The organism is Candidatus Sodalis pierantonius str. SOPE (assembly GCF_000517405.1).
In the GTDB taxonomy this organism is placed as follows: Bacteria; Pseudomonadota; Gammaproteobacteria; order Enterobacterales; family Enterobacteriaceae; genus Sodalis_C; species Sodalis_C pierantonii.
The window spans coordinates 3,564,248-3,578,695 of sequence record NZ_CP006568.1 but is presented as its reverse complement, the minus strand read 5'-3'; the positions used below and the strand labels follow the sequence as shown (position 1 = coordinate 3,578,695).

At 54.3% G+C, this 14,448-nt stretch carries 15 protein-coding genes and 1 pseudogene; 4 read left to right on the top strand and 12 right to left on the bottom strand.

The window, feature by feature from the left end; translation table 11 throughout:
* Positions 1-5 precede the first annotated feature (5 nt).
* The 3 genes and pseudogenes from istA (at position 6) to SOPEG_RS17885 (ending at position 3,632) form a co-directional block, all read left to right on the top strand.
* The gene (gene istA, locus SOPEG_RS17895) at positions 6-1,556 is read left to right on the top strand and encodes an IS21-like element ISSoEn3 family transposase (RefSeq protein WP_025246376.1); all 1,551 of its coding nucleotides are present in this window, start codon (positions 6-8) and stop codon (positions 1,554-1,556) included.
* An 11-nt stretch (positions 1,557-1,567) separates the two neighbouring features.
* Positions 1,568-2,318, top strand: a pseudogene (gene istB / locus SOPEG_RS17890) (IS21-like element ISSoEn3 family helper ATPase IstB).
* A gap of 105 nt (positions 2,319-2,423) precedes the next feature.
* Entirely contained in the window at positions 2,424-3,632 is a 1,209-nt protein-coding gene (locus tag SOPEG_RS17885; protein WP_025244301.1) for an IS256-like element ISSoEn2 family transposase, read from the top strand.
* Between the two features lie 359 nt (positions 3,633-3,991).
* On the opposite strand, the gene SOPEG_RS27875 is transcribed toward SOPEG_RS17885, so the two are convergent.
* The 3 genes from SOPEG_RS27875 to rph all read right to left on the bottom strand — a co-directional run bounded on the left by SOPEG_RS27875 (position 3,992) and on the right by rph (position 6,242).
* A complete protein-coding gene (locus tag SOPEG_RS27875) occupies positions 3,992-4,354 on the bottom strand; it encodes a hypothetical protein (RefSeq protein WP_148297129.1) in 363 nt (120 codons plus the stop codon).
* A 60-nt stretch (positions 4,355-4,414) separates the two neighbouring features.
* Positions 4,415-4,669, bottom strand: a complete 255-nt coding sequence (locus SOPEG_RS27870) for a hypothetical protein (RefSeq protein ID WP_148297128.1) — start codon at positions 4,667-4,669, stop codon at positions 4,415-4,417.
* Positions 4,670-5,522: 853 nt separating this feature from the next.
* The gene (rph, locus tag SOPEG_RS17875) at positions 5,523-6,242 is read right to left on the bottom strand and encodes a ribonuclease PH (RefSeq protein WP_025246374.1); all 720 of its coding nucleotides are present in this window, start codon (positions 6,240-6,242) and stop codon (positions 5,523-5,525) included.
* A 126-nt stretch (positions 6,243-6,368) separates the two neighbouring features.
* Between rph and SOPEG_RS17870 the strand changes: the two genes are divergently transcribed.
* Positions 6,369-7,232: a YicC/YloC family endoribonuclease gene (locus tag SOPEG_RS17870; protein WP_025246373.1), complete on the top strand. Its 864-nt coding sequence runs from the start codon at positions 6,369-6,371 to the stop codon at positions 7,230-7,232.
* 637 nt (positions 7,233-7,869) lie between these two features.
* Here the strand turns inward: SOPEG_RS17870 and SOPEG_RS17865 are convergent.
* The 9 genes from SOPEG_RS17865 to SOPEG_RS30995 all read right to left on the bottom strand — a co-directional run bounded on the left by SOPEG_RS17865 (position 7,870) and on the right by SOPEG_RS30995 (position 14,372).
* Positions 7,870-8,232 (bottom strand): hypothetical protein, encoded by a 363-nt coding sequence (locus SOPEG_RS17865; protein WP_038469017.1) that lies wholly within the window; start codon positions 8,230-8,232, stop codon positions 7,870-7,872.
* 539 nt (positions 8,233-8,771) lie between these two features.
* Positions 8,772-9,794 (bottom strand): ABC transporter ATP-binding protein, encoded by a 1,023-nt coding sequence (locus SOPEG_RS17860; RefSeq protein WP_025246371.1) that lies wholly within the window; start codon positions 9,792-9,794, stop codon positions 8,772-8,774.
* Positions 9,795-9,825: 31 nt separating this feature from the next.
* Positions 9,826-10,104 (bottom strand): oligopeptide/dipeptide ABC transporter ATP-binding protein, encoded by a 279-nt coding sequence (locus tag SOPEG_RS31225; RefSeq protein ID WP_200867827.1) that lies wholly within the window; start codon positions 10,102-10,104, stop codon positions 9,826-9,828.
* Positions 10,094-10,894: an ABC transporter ATP-binding protein gene (locus SOPEG_RS26680; protein ID WP_200867826.1), complete on the bottom strand. Its 801-nt coding sequence runs from the start codon at positions 10,892-10,894 to the stop codon at positions 10,094-10,096. The genes SOPEG_RS31225 and SOPEG_RS26680 overlap by 11 nt, the downstream gene beginning before the upstream one ends.
* 3 nt (positions 10,895-10,897) lie before the next feature.
* On the bottom strand, positions 10,898-11,515 hold the full coding sequence (locus tag SOPEG_RS26675; RefSeq protein WP_025246370.1) for a hydantoinase/oxoprolinase family protein: 618 nt from the start codon (positions 11,513-11,515) through the stop codon (positions 10,898-10,900).
* The gene (locus SOPEG_RS26670) at positions 11,479-12,030 is read right to left on the bottom strand and encodes a hydantoinase/oxoprolinase family protein (protein WP_236851833.1); all 552 of its coding nucleotides are present in this window, start codon (positions 12,028-12,030) and stop codon (positions 11,479-11,481) included. The genes SOPEG_RS26675 and SOPEG_RS26670 overlap by 37 nt, the downstream gene beginning before the upstream one ends.
* 32 nt (positions 12,031-12,062) lie before the next feature.
* Positions 12,063-12,827, bottom strand: coding sequence for a hydantoinase/oxoprolinase N-terminal domain-containing protein (locus SOPEG_RS26665; RefSeq protein ID WP_025246368.1), 765 nt, complete (start codon positions 12,825-12,827; stop codon positions 12,063-12,065).
* 17 nt (positions 12,828-12,844) lie between these two features.
* Positions 12,845-14,053 carry a hydantoinase B/oxoprolinase family protein gene (locus SOPEG_RS17845; RefSeq protein WP_051419899.1) on the bottom strand — a complete coding sequence of 403 codons (1,209 nt, stop codon included), beginning with the start codon at positions 14,051-14,053 and terminating at the stop codon, positions 12,845-12,847.
* Positions 13,956-14,372: a hydantoinase B/oxoprolinase family protein gene (locus tag SOPEG_RS30995; RefSeq protein ID WP_417903453.1), complete on the bottom strand. Its 417-nt coding sequence runs from the start codon at positions 14,370-14,372 to the stop codon at positions 13,956-13,958. The genes SOPEG_RS17845 and SOPEG_RS30995 overlap by 98 nt, the downstream gene beginning before the upstream one ends.
* Positions 14,373-14,448 lie beyond the last annotated feature (76 nt).

Below are 14,448 nucleotides of genomic sequence, written 5' to 3'. Positions count from 1 at the left end.
ATGGCATGGCCCGTAAAAAAAAGAAAGCGAGAACGGAAATGTGCATCTATATTAATGTGTTACGTATGAAATTCGAGCAGCGTCGCTCAAATCGCACTATCGCAGCAGCGCTCGGCATAGGCTGTACTACCGTGCACGATATCCTCGGCCGATTCACGGTAGCTAACCTGGTCTGGCCATTGCCGGCGGAACTGTCCCCCGTCGACCTCGACCGCCTGCTCTATCCCGGCAAATCCGGAAAAGTTATCAATACCTTACCCAGCTGGCTTGATATCGATACCGAGTTAAGCCGCAAGGGCATGACCAAGCAGCTGCTCTGGATGGAATATCAGTCCGCCGTGGGCGGTGATGCCCTCGGTTACTCACAGTTTTGTGCACTGTTCCGTGACTGGAAAAAGAAGCAGCGGCGTTCTATGCGCATGGAGCACAAGGCTGGCGAAAAGCTCTTCATCGACTTCTGTGGCCCCACCGTACCTATCGTCAACCCTGCGACCAGTAGCGTACGCCAGGTCGCTATCTTCGTCGCTGCCATGGGCGTGTCAGGCTATGCGTATATCGAAGTCTGCGAAGGCCAGGACATGGCATCGTGGCTCAACGCCAATAGCCGCTGTCTGCACTTCATGGGTGGGGTTCCGGAGCTGATGATACCTGATAATCTGCGCAGCGCTGTCAGCACCCCTGACCGCTATGAGCCGGTCATAAACCAGAGCTACCAGGCGCTGGCAAATCACTATGAGACAGTGGTGCTACCGGCGCGCCCGAGAAAACCGAAAGACAAGGCGAAGGCAGAATCAACTGTGCAGCTGGTAGAACGCTGGGTTTTGGCCCGGTTGCGTAAACGTAGGTTCTACTCGCTGGCCGAACTCAACCAGGTGATACGAGAACTCAATCATGAGTTGAATCTGCGCCCGATGCGTCATTACGGCGGACAAAGTCGCCTTGAACGCTTCGAGCAGCTGGACAAACCGGCTCTTGGACCTCTACCGCCCACACAATGGGAATACAGTGAGTATCTCGTTGCCCGAGTGGGACCTGATTACCACATAGACTACGGCAAAAACTGGTACTCGGTGCCGCATCCGCTGGTTGGCGAGCGCGTTGACGTCATCGCCACCCAACGGCTGGTGCAAATCCACCATAAGGGCGTCTGCGTGGCTACGCACCCTCGCAGCGATAACGCCTATAGGCACACGACTCAGGCGGCGCACATGCCGGCTAACCATAAGGGGCAGAGTCAGTGGACGCCGGAAAGGCTGTGCAGTTGGGCGCTGTCGGTGGGTGTGTGCACACTGAAAGTGGTCGAGTCCATCCAAAAGAGCAAAGCCCATCCGGAGCAGGCTTACCGCTCCGTGCTGGGGCTACTCAATTTGCAACGGCGCTATGAGACGACGCGACTGGAGAAGGCCTGCGCGCTGGCGTTGGAGAAAGGGTGCATTAACCGCTCTTTCATAGCCAACGTATTGAAACACGGTCGTGAAAGTGAGGTCACCCAGGACGGAGCCGGCGTATCAATGCTGGTTCACGAAAACCTCCGAGGTCCGGACAGTTATCACTAAGGAGAATAAATATGGATACACTGTTAATGGCTCTGCGAGAGCTGAAGTTGTCGGCAATGGTCCAGGCGTTGGAGACGCAACGCGAACTCCCGGGGAGTTATGGGGAGCTGGGGTTCGAGGAGCGGTTGTCGCTGATGGTAGAAGCGGAAAATTTGCATAGAAAAAAACAACCACATATGCCGTCTTCGACGGCAATCGCAAATGCGCTTGCAGGCAAAACCGGAAGATATCCGCTATATCCCTAGCCGAGGAGTGACACCGGAACAGATGCGAGATCTGCTAGGGGGACAATATCTGAAATATCAGAAAAGCATACTCATCACGGGGCCGACAGGTACGGGCAAAACCTGGCTCAGTTGTGCGCTTAGTGAGCAGGCATGCCGGCAGCAATATAGCGTGCGTTACTGGCGAGTGGGTCGGTTGCTGGCCCATCTTCACCAGTGTCAGGTAGACGGGACCTATCTAAAACAGCTTAAGCAGTTAGAAAAAATAGAGTTACTGATCTTGGACGATGTGGGCCTAGAATCAATAAGTCCGATGCAGGCAACGATGCTGTTGGAGGTGATGGAAGATCGCTACGACAAAAGCAGCAGCATCCTGATCAGTCAACTGCCGGTGAAAAAATGGTATGGACTGATAGAAAACCCCACGACAGCTGACGCGTTACTCGATCGGTCAGTACACCCCAGCTATAGACTGGAACTTAAAGGCGAATCACTACGCAAAGAGCAAGGAGTAGCCAGCACAGGAAAAATAGACTAAACCCGAGTCAGAAGATGAGGACCCTGTACAGGGGAGCCTGTTTAGAAATTTGTGTATTTGCCTGATTTTGATATGTTCAATCCAACATCAAAAACAGGTTAATTTATGGACGAAAAACAGTTGCAGGCTCTGGCTAACGAACTGGCCAAAAATCTCAAAACCCCTGAAGATCTCAGTTACTTCGATCGGCTGCTGAAAAAAATTAGCGTCGAAGCAGCTCTCAATGCCGAAATGACCCATCACCTCGGCTACGATAAAAATCAGCCTAAACCGGGGACCAACGCCCGCAACGGCTATTCCACAAAAACCGTTACCACTGGCGATGGCCCGCTGGCGCTGCGTACTCCGCGCGATCGTGACGGTTCCTTTGAACCGCAACTGGTGAAGAAGAACCAGACCCGGATTACCGGGATGGATAACCAGATTTTATCGTTGTACGCCAAAGGGATGACCACCCGCGAGATCGCCGCCGCGTTCAAAGAGCTGTATGACGCCGATGTCTCGCCGGCGCTGGTCTCAAAGGTCACCGATGCGGTCATGGAGCAGGTTGTCGAATGGCAAAACCGGCCTCTGGATGCAGTCTATCCCATTGTTTATCTTGACTGTATCGTTCTAAAAGTCCGGCAGGATAGCCGCATTATCAACAAATCTGTGTTCCTGGCGCTGGGCATCAACATCGAAGGCCAGAAAGAGTTGCTAGGTATGTGGCTGGCCGAAAATGAAGGCGCAAAGTTCTGGCTGAACGTGCTGACAGAGCTGAAAAACCGCGGCCTGAACGATATCCTTATCGCCTGCGTAGACGAGCTGAAAGGTTTCCCTGACGCTATTAACGCGGTGTATCCGGAGGCGCGGCTCCAGCTGTGTATCGTGCATATGGTGCGCAACAGCCTGCGGTTCGTCTCCTGGAAGGACTACAAGGCCGTCACCCGCGACCTGAAAGCTATCTATCAGGCCCCTACGGAAGAAGCCGGCTTGCAGGCGCTGGAAGCGTTCTCCAGTGCCTGGGACATCCGCTACCCGCAAATAAGTCGAAGCTGGCAGGCAAACTGGGCCAATCTGGCCACGTTCTTTGCCTACCCAACGGACATCCGCAAGGTGATCTACACGACCAACGCCATCGAGTCGTTAAACAGCGTGATCCGGCATGCCATCAAAAAGCGCAAGGTGTTCCCGACCGACGACGCAGTGAAAAAGGTGGTGTGGCTGGCGATACAGGCGGCCTCACAGAAATGGACAATGCCTTTGAGGGACTGGCGCATGGCAATGAGCCGCTTTATTATCGAGTTCGGTGACCGCCTGGACGGTCACTTCTGAGAAAAGGCATTTACACAGAATCGTGTACAGGGTCTGTACAGGGTCAATACCCAAACAGCGTCCGCATCATGTAACAATCGCCCTGATAGGGAGAAAGTCGTCACAAATTTCGGATTTATTCAACAAAGCGTCGAATTGTCTTCTCCTTTAGACAGAGTGCCCGGTGTAACAGATGTATCAGCACCGTGCACATTACGCCAATTTGAGAGTACAGCCTTACAGATTACGGACAAATTATACATTGTTATCTTGTTCAAATCTATTTTTACTTTGCTGAACAGCCTAGGGGCTATTATGTTAAGCTCATTTTTTCTATCAATGACCTCACCTCCGCTCTTTCCGTCCAAATTGAAATATTCTCACAGCGCTCCAAGCATTACCCGGAAATTATTTTCTTTTTCCGGTTGCAAGGAGTAATGATAAGCTATGGTGTCATCGAGACTGTGACACGCTCCTTGCGGATCTGTCGCCATATGCGCAAAATCGTCCTGCGTAACCGGTGACAAAGTAGCCAAAGTCCTTTTAAAGATGCTTGCGATATCATGAGCTTGCAACTCAGCTTCTTTCAGCAGCGTTTGGTCGATTTTTTCGCAAGCCTGGTCAATTACTCTAACATTACCCGACTTGCAAAGGAGGTCCTTATTATTAACCTCTTTGCTGTCCGCCACAAGACGCTGACAAAGCATCTTGATATTTTCTCTAAATATCATCTCTTTCTTCATAATATCGTTCAGAGTACGGGCGACTTCATAAATATTTACACCCTTCTTTTCCTGACCCTGTTAAAGTTTTGCTTGGATACTTTCGTCATCAGGTACAAATTTTATCTGGCCATCGACCTCTTTCAAGATAAAGGGAACATCGCCGATAACGACTGCCCTCAGGGTATTGAGATGTTCTTTATGTTGTTCAACTTCTTCCAGTGAGGAAAACGTCCGTACATTTTGCCCTACTTGTTGGACGCTCAATCCTTTCCCTGAAGAGGCCGCTTTTTTTTCTTCACCGAGCCCTGTGATCTGACGAGATGCTTGACCCACCTGGCTGGCTTGAGAATCACGAGATTGACTTATCGGGTAAATTGCTAGCTCCTTGAATTATTTTTGTTGCAAGGAAAATATAGCCCCGACTAATTCAGATGCACTATAAAAAACGCTTACTAAAAAATATATAATTAATATTATATGTAATGTTTGCTAATGTTACCTTAAGCTTCAACGATAATAGATACAGAAATTTATTGCCTACCTTCAATTATTCACGCGATGGTACTAGTCAGCAGCAAATTGTCACTGTGGCAGAGATAACGCAAATTGCGTGCCTAAACGGATAGGATTAGTGTGCCATCGGACCACGAGTCGCAAATAGCGGCGGCTAGGCTGGTTAGGCTTACTTAAGCCGACTGGGTTTTAATTTGCTTATAGATAATCTCCCCTACAGGCGCCCCTTCCCTAATACTGCGATTAAGCGAGGCGGCAGAGACAGCGTTAAACGTCAAGCTACGGCAGGTTAATGACCTTGTATTTGTCCCTTATGGCGATAAAAGGTGCGGATATGCCCTTAAAGATGGTCTACACCTTCTGACGGGTTAAACAGCGCCACGACGACAATCGCGAGAAAGACTGAAGGATCAAGGGCACCCAAGGAGGGCCGGCGGGTATCGTGAGACCGCTGAAAAAGCGGCGGATTATCATCTATCCGCCGGCGATATGCGCTGACGGCTTAAGACAATTGGCCCTAACAGTAGCGGGGATGTAAAGTGTGAAGGGCGGCCGGCTCATGATATTGCAGGTGCCCGCCCAAACGGCTGCTTGATCATCAGTCGAGCGTAGCGGGCGCCAGGCGGTGAACAACATCACGAAACAGGCGCGAACTGCCCGCGATCGCGGCGGACTATGCTTCCGCCAGTGCAGCTTTTTGCGCCTGAATCAAGCTGTCAATGCCGCCGCGCGCCAATTCGAGTAGCGTAATCAGCTCCTGCTGACTGAAAGGCTCACCTTCGGCGGCTCCCTGCACCTCAATCATGCGACCGTCTTCCATCATCACCACGTTCATATCGGTTTCGGCGGCCGAATCTTCCACATATTCCAAATCGCACACCGCCTCGCCGGCCACAATGCCGACGGAAATCGCCGCGACGAATCCTTTCATCGGGTTGGTCTTCAACTGGCCTTTTTTCTGCATGCAGGCCAGGGCGTCAGTCAGCGCCACGCACGCGCCGGTAATGGACGCGGTGCGGGTGCCGCCGTCAGCCTGTAGCACATCGCAATCCAGGGTAATGGTGTATTCGCCCAATTTGCTCAAATCCACCGCCGCGCGCAGCGAGCGGGCGATAAGACGCTGAATTTCCAGGGTGCGGCCGCCTTGCTTGCCTTTCGCCGCCTCGCGGGGATTGCGGGTATGGGTCGCGCGCGGCAGCATACCGTATTCGGCGGTAATCCAGCCCTGGCCCTGCCCCTTGAGAAAATGCGGCACACCCTCTTCCACCGACGCGGTACACAGCACGCGGGTTTCGCCGAATGCTATCAGCACCGAGCCTTCTGCGTGTTGGGTAAAATGGCGGGTAATGGTTACTGGGCGTACTTGCTGTACGCTTCTGCCTGCTGGGCGCATAGGGATATCTCCGGCTCGCAAATCATGGGTTGGCTGCGCATTATACGGACTTCCCCGCCTAATGCCTATCTTGCCTGCCGCTGCGGGGCTATAATCGCAGCAACTTCTTAATAAACGGGTACGCCTATGATCCGCAGTATGACCGCCTTCGCCCGGCGTGAAATTAAGGGCACTTGGGGCACTGCCGCCTGGGAGCTGCGCTCCGTTAATCAGCGCTATCTGGAAACCTACATACGTCTACCGGAACAATTCCACGGTCTGGAACCCGCCATTCGCGAGCGCATCCGCCTGCGCCTCACCCGAGGCAAAATGGAATGTAATCTGCGCTTCGACGTAAATCCCGGCGCGCAAAGCGCGCTGATCCTCAATGAAAAACTCGCCAAACAATTGGTGGAAGCCGCGCAGTGGGTGAAAATGCAAAGCGACGAAGGTGAGATCGACCCGTTGGCCATTCTGCGCTGGCCGGGCGTCATGTCCGCGGCAGAGCAGGATTTGGACACCATCAGCGCCGAATTACTCGCCGGGCTGGACGCTACCCTCAGCGACTTTATCAGCGCGCGCGAAACCGAGGGCAACGCGCTCAAGGCGTTGATAGAACAACGGCTGGCGGGCGTCAGCGCCGAAGTGGCCAGCGTGCGCCAGCAGATGCCGGCGGTGCTGGTCTGGCAGCGTGAAAGACTGCTGAGCAAGCTTGAGGAGGCCCAGGTTCAGCTGGACGGTAATCGCCTGGAGCAGGAACTGGTAATGCTGGCGCAGCGGATAGACGTCGCGGAGGAGCTGGATCGCCTCGACGCCCACGTTAAAGAGACCTACCAGATTTTGACCAAAAAAGAGGCGGTAGGCCGCCGGCTGGATTTTATGATGCAGGAATTTAACCGCGAGTCGAACACGCTGGCGTCGAAATCCATCAATGCCAGCGTGACGGCATCCGCTATCGAACTGAAAGTATTGATTGAACAAATGCGCGAGCAGATTCAAAACATCGAGTAATTACCGCACCGGTCCATTATCTACCTCCACATCCTTTTTCCAGGGCGTGCTTGTTTGATAGTACTGGTGTAGGCTGTCCGACCTGTCGCGAGCCGATGTTCGCTTCAGCCGACTAGGCCCGAAAAAAGTAGCAAAAACGGCCGTTCCATCATCGAACGTCAACGCCAATGACCTGGGGGATCCATACCGTCGTGGAGGCGTTTGTTTTGCTGATTTCGATGCTTTATGTTTTCGCTGACACCGACCTTTATGGCATGCGTCACATTCCATAAAAGCGCGGGGAGGTAATATTGTGTATAGCCGATTAACGGCGTTTCATCTGGTGGCCGCTTCAAACGTAGGGTCCCCCACCCGGAAAGGTTTGCGATTTCCTGTATCACGGTCTTTGCCAGGGGCAATATTAATTGAATGTCCTCCTAGGCGAGGAAATACATAAAAAAGGGAGAACCACGACCGGCGCAACTTACCCATTATTGATGAGGTATTCACGAGCATCAACATAGGTTCAAGACCCGTCATGATCCCATCCATTTACCAGCGGCGCGTGAATCGAAAATAAGAGTAAACAATGGCGATGGTTTGTAAGGTGGTAAAATAGCGCGGCAGTATGAATACACCCATCCCCATAACGGTGCGCCTATATATCAACGCGTAGATTTAATTTAAATAAGCCATCAAAATCATCATCTTTCACCAATTGGTCTACAAAAGGAAACGCAGCATCTTGGATCATCCGAAAGCTGATGGTATTTAAGGATGCAGGTAAAACGCGCGTTCCCGGCATTAACTTCATTACATGTTCATTTTGCATATTATAATAGTTACCCTTTTCAAACAGGCTAAGAACCTGCTGTGGTTCCTCATCACGGAAATCCAAATGGGTAAATCGATGATAATCTGCGTCACCATAAACATGCCGTAGATGGGTAAGCTTAGCAATTATTTCGCCATCGGCTTGCAGGCGAGGTCTTTTCATTTTCGGGCCATTATCTCTGACCATGTCCGCGCTATTTATTTTGTGTCCGTGCTCTACGTTCCGTACCTGTGACAAAGGGGAAGCGATTTGCCAGATGGGCATGTCATGATCACCACGGTTGACGCCGTACAAGGAACCACAGGGTGCTGTGCTATTTGTTCTCATAAATTCTCCATATAAAAACAATATAATAATTAATAAATCAAAAGCTTTTGATTGTGACCGCTAATCCGGCGGAAGAACAGAGGCCATTACCTGACGCTTGCGCTTGCCCTAAGATAAAAGTCATTAGCGCTGATATATCAGGCTGAAGATTAGTGCTTTCGATTAAATATCGATTCGATGAAAAAATGCTTTTTTTGGCTTAATTAATCTCCCTAGCGCTTAAACGTTAGCGCGCAAAAAAACGCAAGCGGCAAGGTAATGAGGTGGCATGGCTGTAAGGTATCGATCGCCATCCTGGCCCAACCTCGTCCGACCTTGGGCGGTTGTCCCCATGACAAGCACCAAGGAGGGGGCAATAAGCACGCTCCCGTCTGGGGTGACTTTTTGGCGTTGCCGTTTCAAGTCGGCTTAACGCTTATGTCGCCGGCGCGCGGTTTCTGGCGCAAATGGCAGGCGACCCAGCGGCCATCGCCCCTATCGCTCAGCGTCGGCTCAACCGTGCGGCACTTCTCCCCCACGGAGGCGGCATAAGGGCAGCGAGTATGAAACCGGCACCCGCTTGGAACATTCAACGGCGAGGGGATATCCCCCGCGAGAATAATGCGATGACGCTTCACGGTCGGGTCCGGCACCGGAATGGCCGATATCAGCGCTTCGCTGTAGGGGTGTAACGGCGCGGAGTAGAGCTGGCGCGTCGGCGAAATTTCCATAATTTTTCCCAGATACATCACGGCCACCCGATGAAAGATGTGCTTTACCGCCGCCATACCGTGGGCAATAAACAAATAACTCAGTTCCAGCTCTTGTTGTAATTGGCGCAGCAGGTTGAGGATCTGCGATTGTATGGAGACATCCAGGGCGGAAACCGGCTCATCACAAATAATCAGCTTGGGGTCGAGCGCCAGCGCGCGCGCAATACCGATACGCTGGCGCTGACCACCGGAGAACTCATGGGGGTAGCGCCGGGCATGGTAAGTGGCCAACCCTACCAATTCGAGCAATCGCGCGATGCGCCGCGTTCTGTCCGGGCCCGCCGCCAGTCCGTGAATGTCGAACGGTTCGGCAATGAGCTCCTCTACCGTCATTCGCGGGTTAAGCGAGGCAAAGGGATCTTGAAAAATAATCTGCATATCGCGCCGGCAATGGCGCAGTTGGCGGGGTTTGAGCCCAAAGATATCGACGTTTTGAAAGATAGCCTGCCCCGCCGTCGGCTCATGCAGACGCAGGAGGGTCTTGCCCACCGTGGTTTTGCCAGACCCCGACTCGCCGATAAGCGCGAGGGTTTCTCCTTTCGCCAGCGTGAAGCTCACGCCATCCACGGCCTTGAGCATCGTGCCTCGCTGTCCTGGCGCGGGGAAATATTTTTTCAGGTCATGTACCTGCAAAAGGGGGGTGCCGGCCTGCGGTGAAGGTGATGTCATCGTGCTTGACCTCTTTTCAACGGCGGCGTTTTCACGTCCGCATCATCAGATTGCGCGCAGGAACCGGCAGCGGCGGAGGAACGATAGCGGGAGGCGCCTGGAACGAAATCGGTATCCCTTCGAGACGTTCCTGAGCGAAATGGCAGGTGATGTGCCGTCCCGGTTTCATTTCATGTAACAGCGGTTCCTTTTGCCGGCATATATCCTGAACGTAAATACAGCGCGGATGGAAACGGCAGCCGCTCGGGATATGCTGCGGATTCGGCACATTGCCTTCAATAACAAACAAGGTGTCCTGTTCAATATCCATACGCGGCATGGCGTTGAGCAACCCTTCGGTATGAAGGGTGGCCGGGTCGGGCAAAGAGGTAAAAGACATCCGCGCTTTCCACCACGCGGCCGCAGTACATCACAAGGACCCGCTCCGCCATCTCCGTCACCACGCCAAGATCGTGGGTCACCAGGATAATCGACATACCGAGTGTCTGTTTCAGTTTCTTCATCAACTCAAGCACCTGCGCCTGGATGATGACATCCAGAGCGGTGGTCGGTTCGTCGGCGATAAGCAGGTCGGGATGGGTAAATAGCGCCATCGCAATCATGACCCGCTGCCGCATACCGCCTGAAAGCTGGTGCGGGTAATCCCGCACGCGCCGTTCCGGCGAGGGAATGCCCACCAGACGCAGCGCCTCAACTGCCTCCCGTGCCGCGACGCGACGCGACAGGCCCTGATGCAGGCGGATGGCTTCGGATAACTGTGACCCTATGGTAAAAATGGGATTCAGCGACGTCATCGGCTCTTGAAAGATCATAGAGATATGATTACCGCGCAGGCCGGTCATCTCTTTTTCCGAATAAGCGAGCAGATGACGGCCGCGAAATACAATTGTCCCGCCGGCAATTCTGCCCGGTTTCTCAATCAAACGCATGATGGACAAGCAGGTTTGACTTTTGCCGCAACCGGACTCACCGACAATAGCCAGCGTCTCGCCCGCCTGAACCTGGAAGCTGACGCCATCAACGGCCCGCACCACACCGTCTTCGGTGTCATAGACCGTTTGTAGGTCGTGAACATCAATGAGGGATTTTGGCCTGGCCATCGCTTAACCACCCTCGCGCACAATAAGATTGCCATAAGCGTCCACCCGGGCGATTTGTCCCGGCAGCAGATAGGTGGTCGCATCCAATTGTTCGATAATGGCCGGCCCCGCGATAAGCGCTTCAGCGCCGAGCCGGACCCGTTCATAGATAGGACAATCTTGCCATTCCCCGCCGGCATAAACCCGCTGGCTGCCGCGCATCGCCGGCGCACCCGCTGCCGCGAGGGTGGGTAATTGCGGTTTCGCCAGCCGCCCGGTCGCTTTAACGCGGGCCAGCACCACTTCCACCGGCATTTCAGGCTGCGAGAACGTATACAGTTGGTGATGCGCCGCATGAAAACCGTCAATCGCCCGCTGAAGCTCCGCCGGCGTCTCGTCGCTGCCTTGCCAAGGTATGGTCAGTTCAAAACCCTGATGGATATAGTGCATACCCACATACCACTCAATCGTTCGGCCTTCGGCCGGCACCTGCTCCGCGTCAAGCCAGGCGACAGCGCCGGCGTTCAGTTCGCTGAACGCGCGCGCCAAGCGATCAAGATCATAATCAGGCGCCCGCAGGATACAGGTCACGGAAAAATCGTTTTTCAGATCGGAGGAGAGCAGCCCCAGACTCGATAGCACGCCGCCTTCATGCCTAACAGGCGGGTTAAGAAACCGCTGTGCAGCGGGCCAGCGCCGCCGAACGGCACCAGGGCGAAATCGGCCGGGTCATAGCCGCGCACCACCGAAACTTCGCGTATGGCGCCCATCATATTATTGTTGGCGATATCGATGATGCCGCTTGCGGCGTCTTCCACGGTCAGCCCCAGCGGCTTGGCAATGCATTCTTCAATCGCTTTGGCCGCCGCCGTAACATCCAGCGTCATTTCACCGTTTAACAGGCGGGGCGTCAAATGGCCGAGCACCAGATGCGCGTCCGTCACCGTAGGCTCGGTGCCGCCGCGACCGTAGCAAACGGGCCCCGGCATGGCGCCCGCGCTCATCGGCCCTACCATTAACGCGCCGTTGACGAAGCGGGCAATCGAACCGCCGCCGGCGCCAATGGTATGGATATCGATCATCGGCAGGCTGAGCGGCCAGTCGCCGACGTGGCCTTCGGTGGTGACATTGGCATCTCCGCCGTTGATAAGGCAGATGTCCGCCGAGGTGCCGCCGACATCAAAGGAAATCAGCTTGTTCTTTCCGGCCCGGCGCCGCTGGATTTCATCAGCAGCAAACGGCCGTTAACCTCCTCGTCGACGATGCGTTGTTCCAGGCGGGTGACATAACGCGAGACTTTTGGCATCACGTAACAGTTGAGCAGCGTCGCCATGCTGCGCTCGAATTCCCGAAAGGTGGGCAAGACTTCAAATGACAAGGAGACCAGCGCCTGCGGGTACGCTTGCGCGATAATATCTCGGGTCCGCTGCTCATGGCGGGCATTGGCGTAAGAATGCAGATAGAACACCGCGATGGCCTTGATGTTGCGTTGCTTGATGCGGGCAATGGCGGCGCGCACCTGCTCTTCACAGAGCAGCGCCAGTTCATGCCCTTCAAAATCCATACGGCCGTCCACTTCATAGATGCGTTCCACCGGTACCGGCCGCGTCGGCTTTACCCATGAGTAGATATTCTCGTTGCGCGGAATGTCGTGCCGGCCGATTTCCAGCACATGTCTGAAGCCGGTGGTTGTCAACAAAGCGCATTCGGCACCGTCCATTTCCAAAATGGTATTGGTGGCAACGGTTGTGCCGTGAAACACGTGACTGATGTCTTGCGCCCGCATGCCGGTTTCGGCGAGTATTCGCCGCATGCCCGTCACGAAACCCAGCGAGGGATCCTCAGGCGTCGACGGGGTTTTCGCCTTGAAAAGTTTGCCGGTGCGGCGATCCACCAAGGTAATATCGGTAAAGGTACCGCCAGTGTCGACGGCAACGGAAAGCAGGTGTTCCATGATAGCTGATCCTTGGGTTAAACGCGCGATGGACGGGAGGAGCGAAGAGCGTCGGCAGAATCCCACCACTTTTCGGCATCAAAGTAACGGCGACGGTGAAATAATTTGGTTGGCCAGCGGTACGCCGCGCGGCGATCGCGGGTCGCGGCCAAATCAACGGCCTCCGACTCGACATCCAGGACGACGCCATAGTCCTCCAGCGCGCTTTCGCTGCTGACAAAACCCGCCAGCACATCGCGTAAGACCCGGTCCGGTTCGCGATCGAAAGGGTGGCCATAACCGCCGCCGCCCGGCATGGCGATTTGCAGAATATCCCCCGTCTCAAGCGTCACCCCATCTTGCAGGCTGGGCAGGATTTTCTCGCCGGGCGTGCCGGGATTAAGCACGAACCAGCCGGAGCGGCCACTCATGCCGGCGTTAACACCATAGGCGGGATAGTCCACATTGCTCATGCGAATGGAAATAGAGGCGGTTTTCGAGATTATTTGAAATTCGCGGATAACGCCGCAGCCCCCGCGCCAACGTCCCGGTCCGCCGGAATCTTGATTGATGGCGTAACGCCGCATAAGCAGAGGGTAATTCTGTTCGGCGAACTCGAGGGGGTAATTTTGCTGGTTGAGGAAATACACCGCGTCCGGCCCGTCTGACGCGGGACGCGCGCCTTGGCCGGCGGCGATCGCCAGGGTTTTCAGGAAGACTTTGCCGCTGCCCATAAACACGCCGCGCAATTTATTGGCGCTATAGGCGGAACTGGACGCCAGCGCCAAATCAGGACGGGCAACAGCGATAAGGCCCAGACAGGCGCTGGTCACGCGCGAAACGGTGACGGAGCGCTGACCGAGAGAGACGGGGAAACGGGGCTTAATGACGCTGCCCTCGCGCAGTTTTACCTCATCAATGATACCCAGCAGCCCCTCGTTGAACATAAATTCTGGATGTCCCGCCAGGGCATAGATGCCGAAGACCATCTGTACCACCGACGGATGCATGAGAAAATTAATCGGACCGAGGGTTTGATCGTCGGTATCGGTGGCATCGAGGACAAGCTTTCCCTCGGCGGCGGTGAGCGTCATACGGATGGCGATAGACGTGGTGCCGTGGCCGTCCTGGTCAATAAGCTCGGCAAACTTATAGCTGCCGGGGGTAAAAATGGCATCGAGCCGGGCGCGGGCGAATTCCCGGGTCTGTTGAATAAGTTGGTCGAAAGCCTGATGAGCGGTCTCCACGCCGAACCGCTAGACCATGCGCAAACGGCCCAGCTCCACCGCCGCCATCATGGCGCGCGCCGCCTTTAATCATGTCGGGGAAACGTGAATTGCGCACAAAGGTGCGAAACAGGTCTTCGTTCAGCACCCCTTCACGATACAGTCTGACCGGCGGAATGAGAATACCTTCATGGAAGATTTCGGTCGCATCCGGCGTGGCTGACCCAGAATGGGTGCCGCCAATGTCCAGGAAATGCGCCCATGAATGGGTAAAACCGACCAATTGTTCCGCAACAAAGATGGGGCTGATAAAAACCTGATCCGGCGTATGTGTAGCGATACAATCAATTCTGGACTAATTTGCAAACAATTCTGGACTCCCATAACCCCTAAAAAATGGCTATTTTGGACAGTCC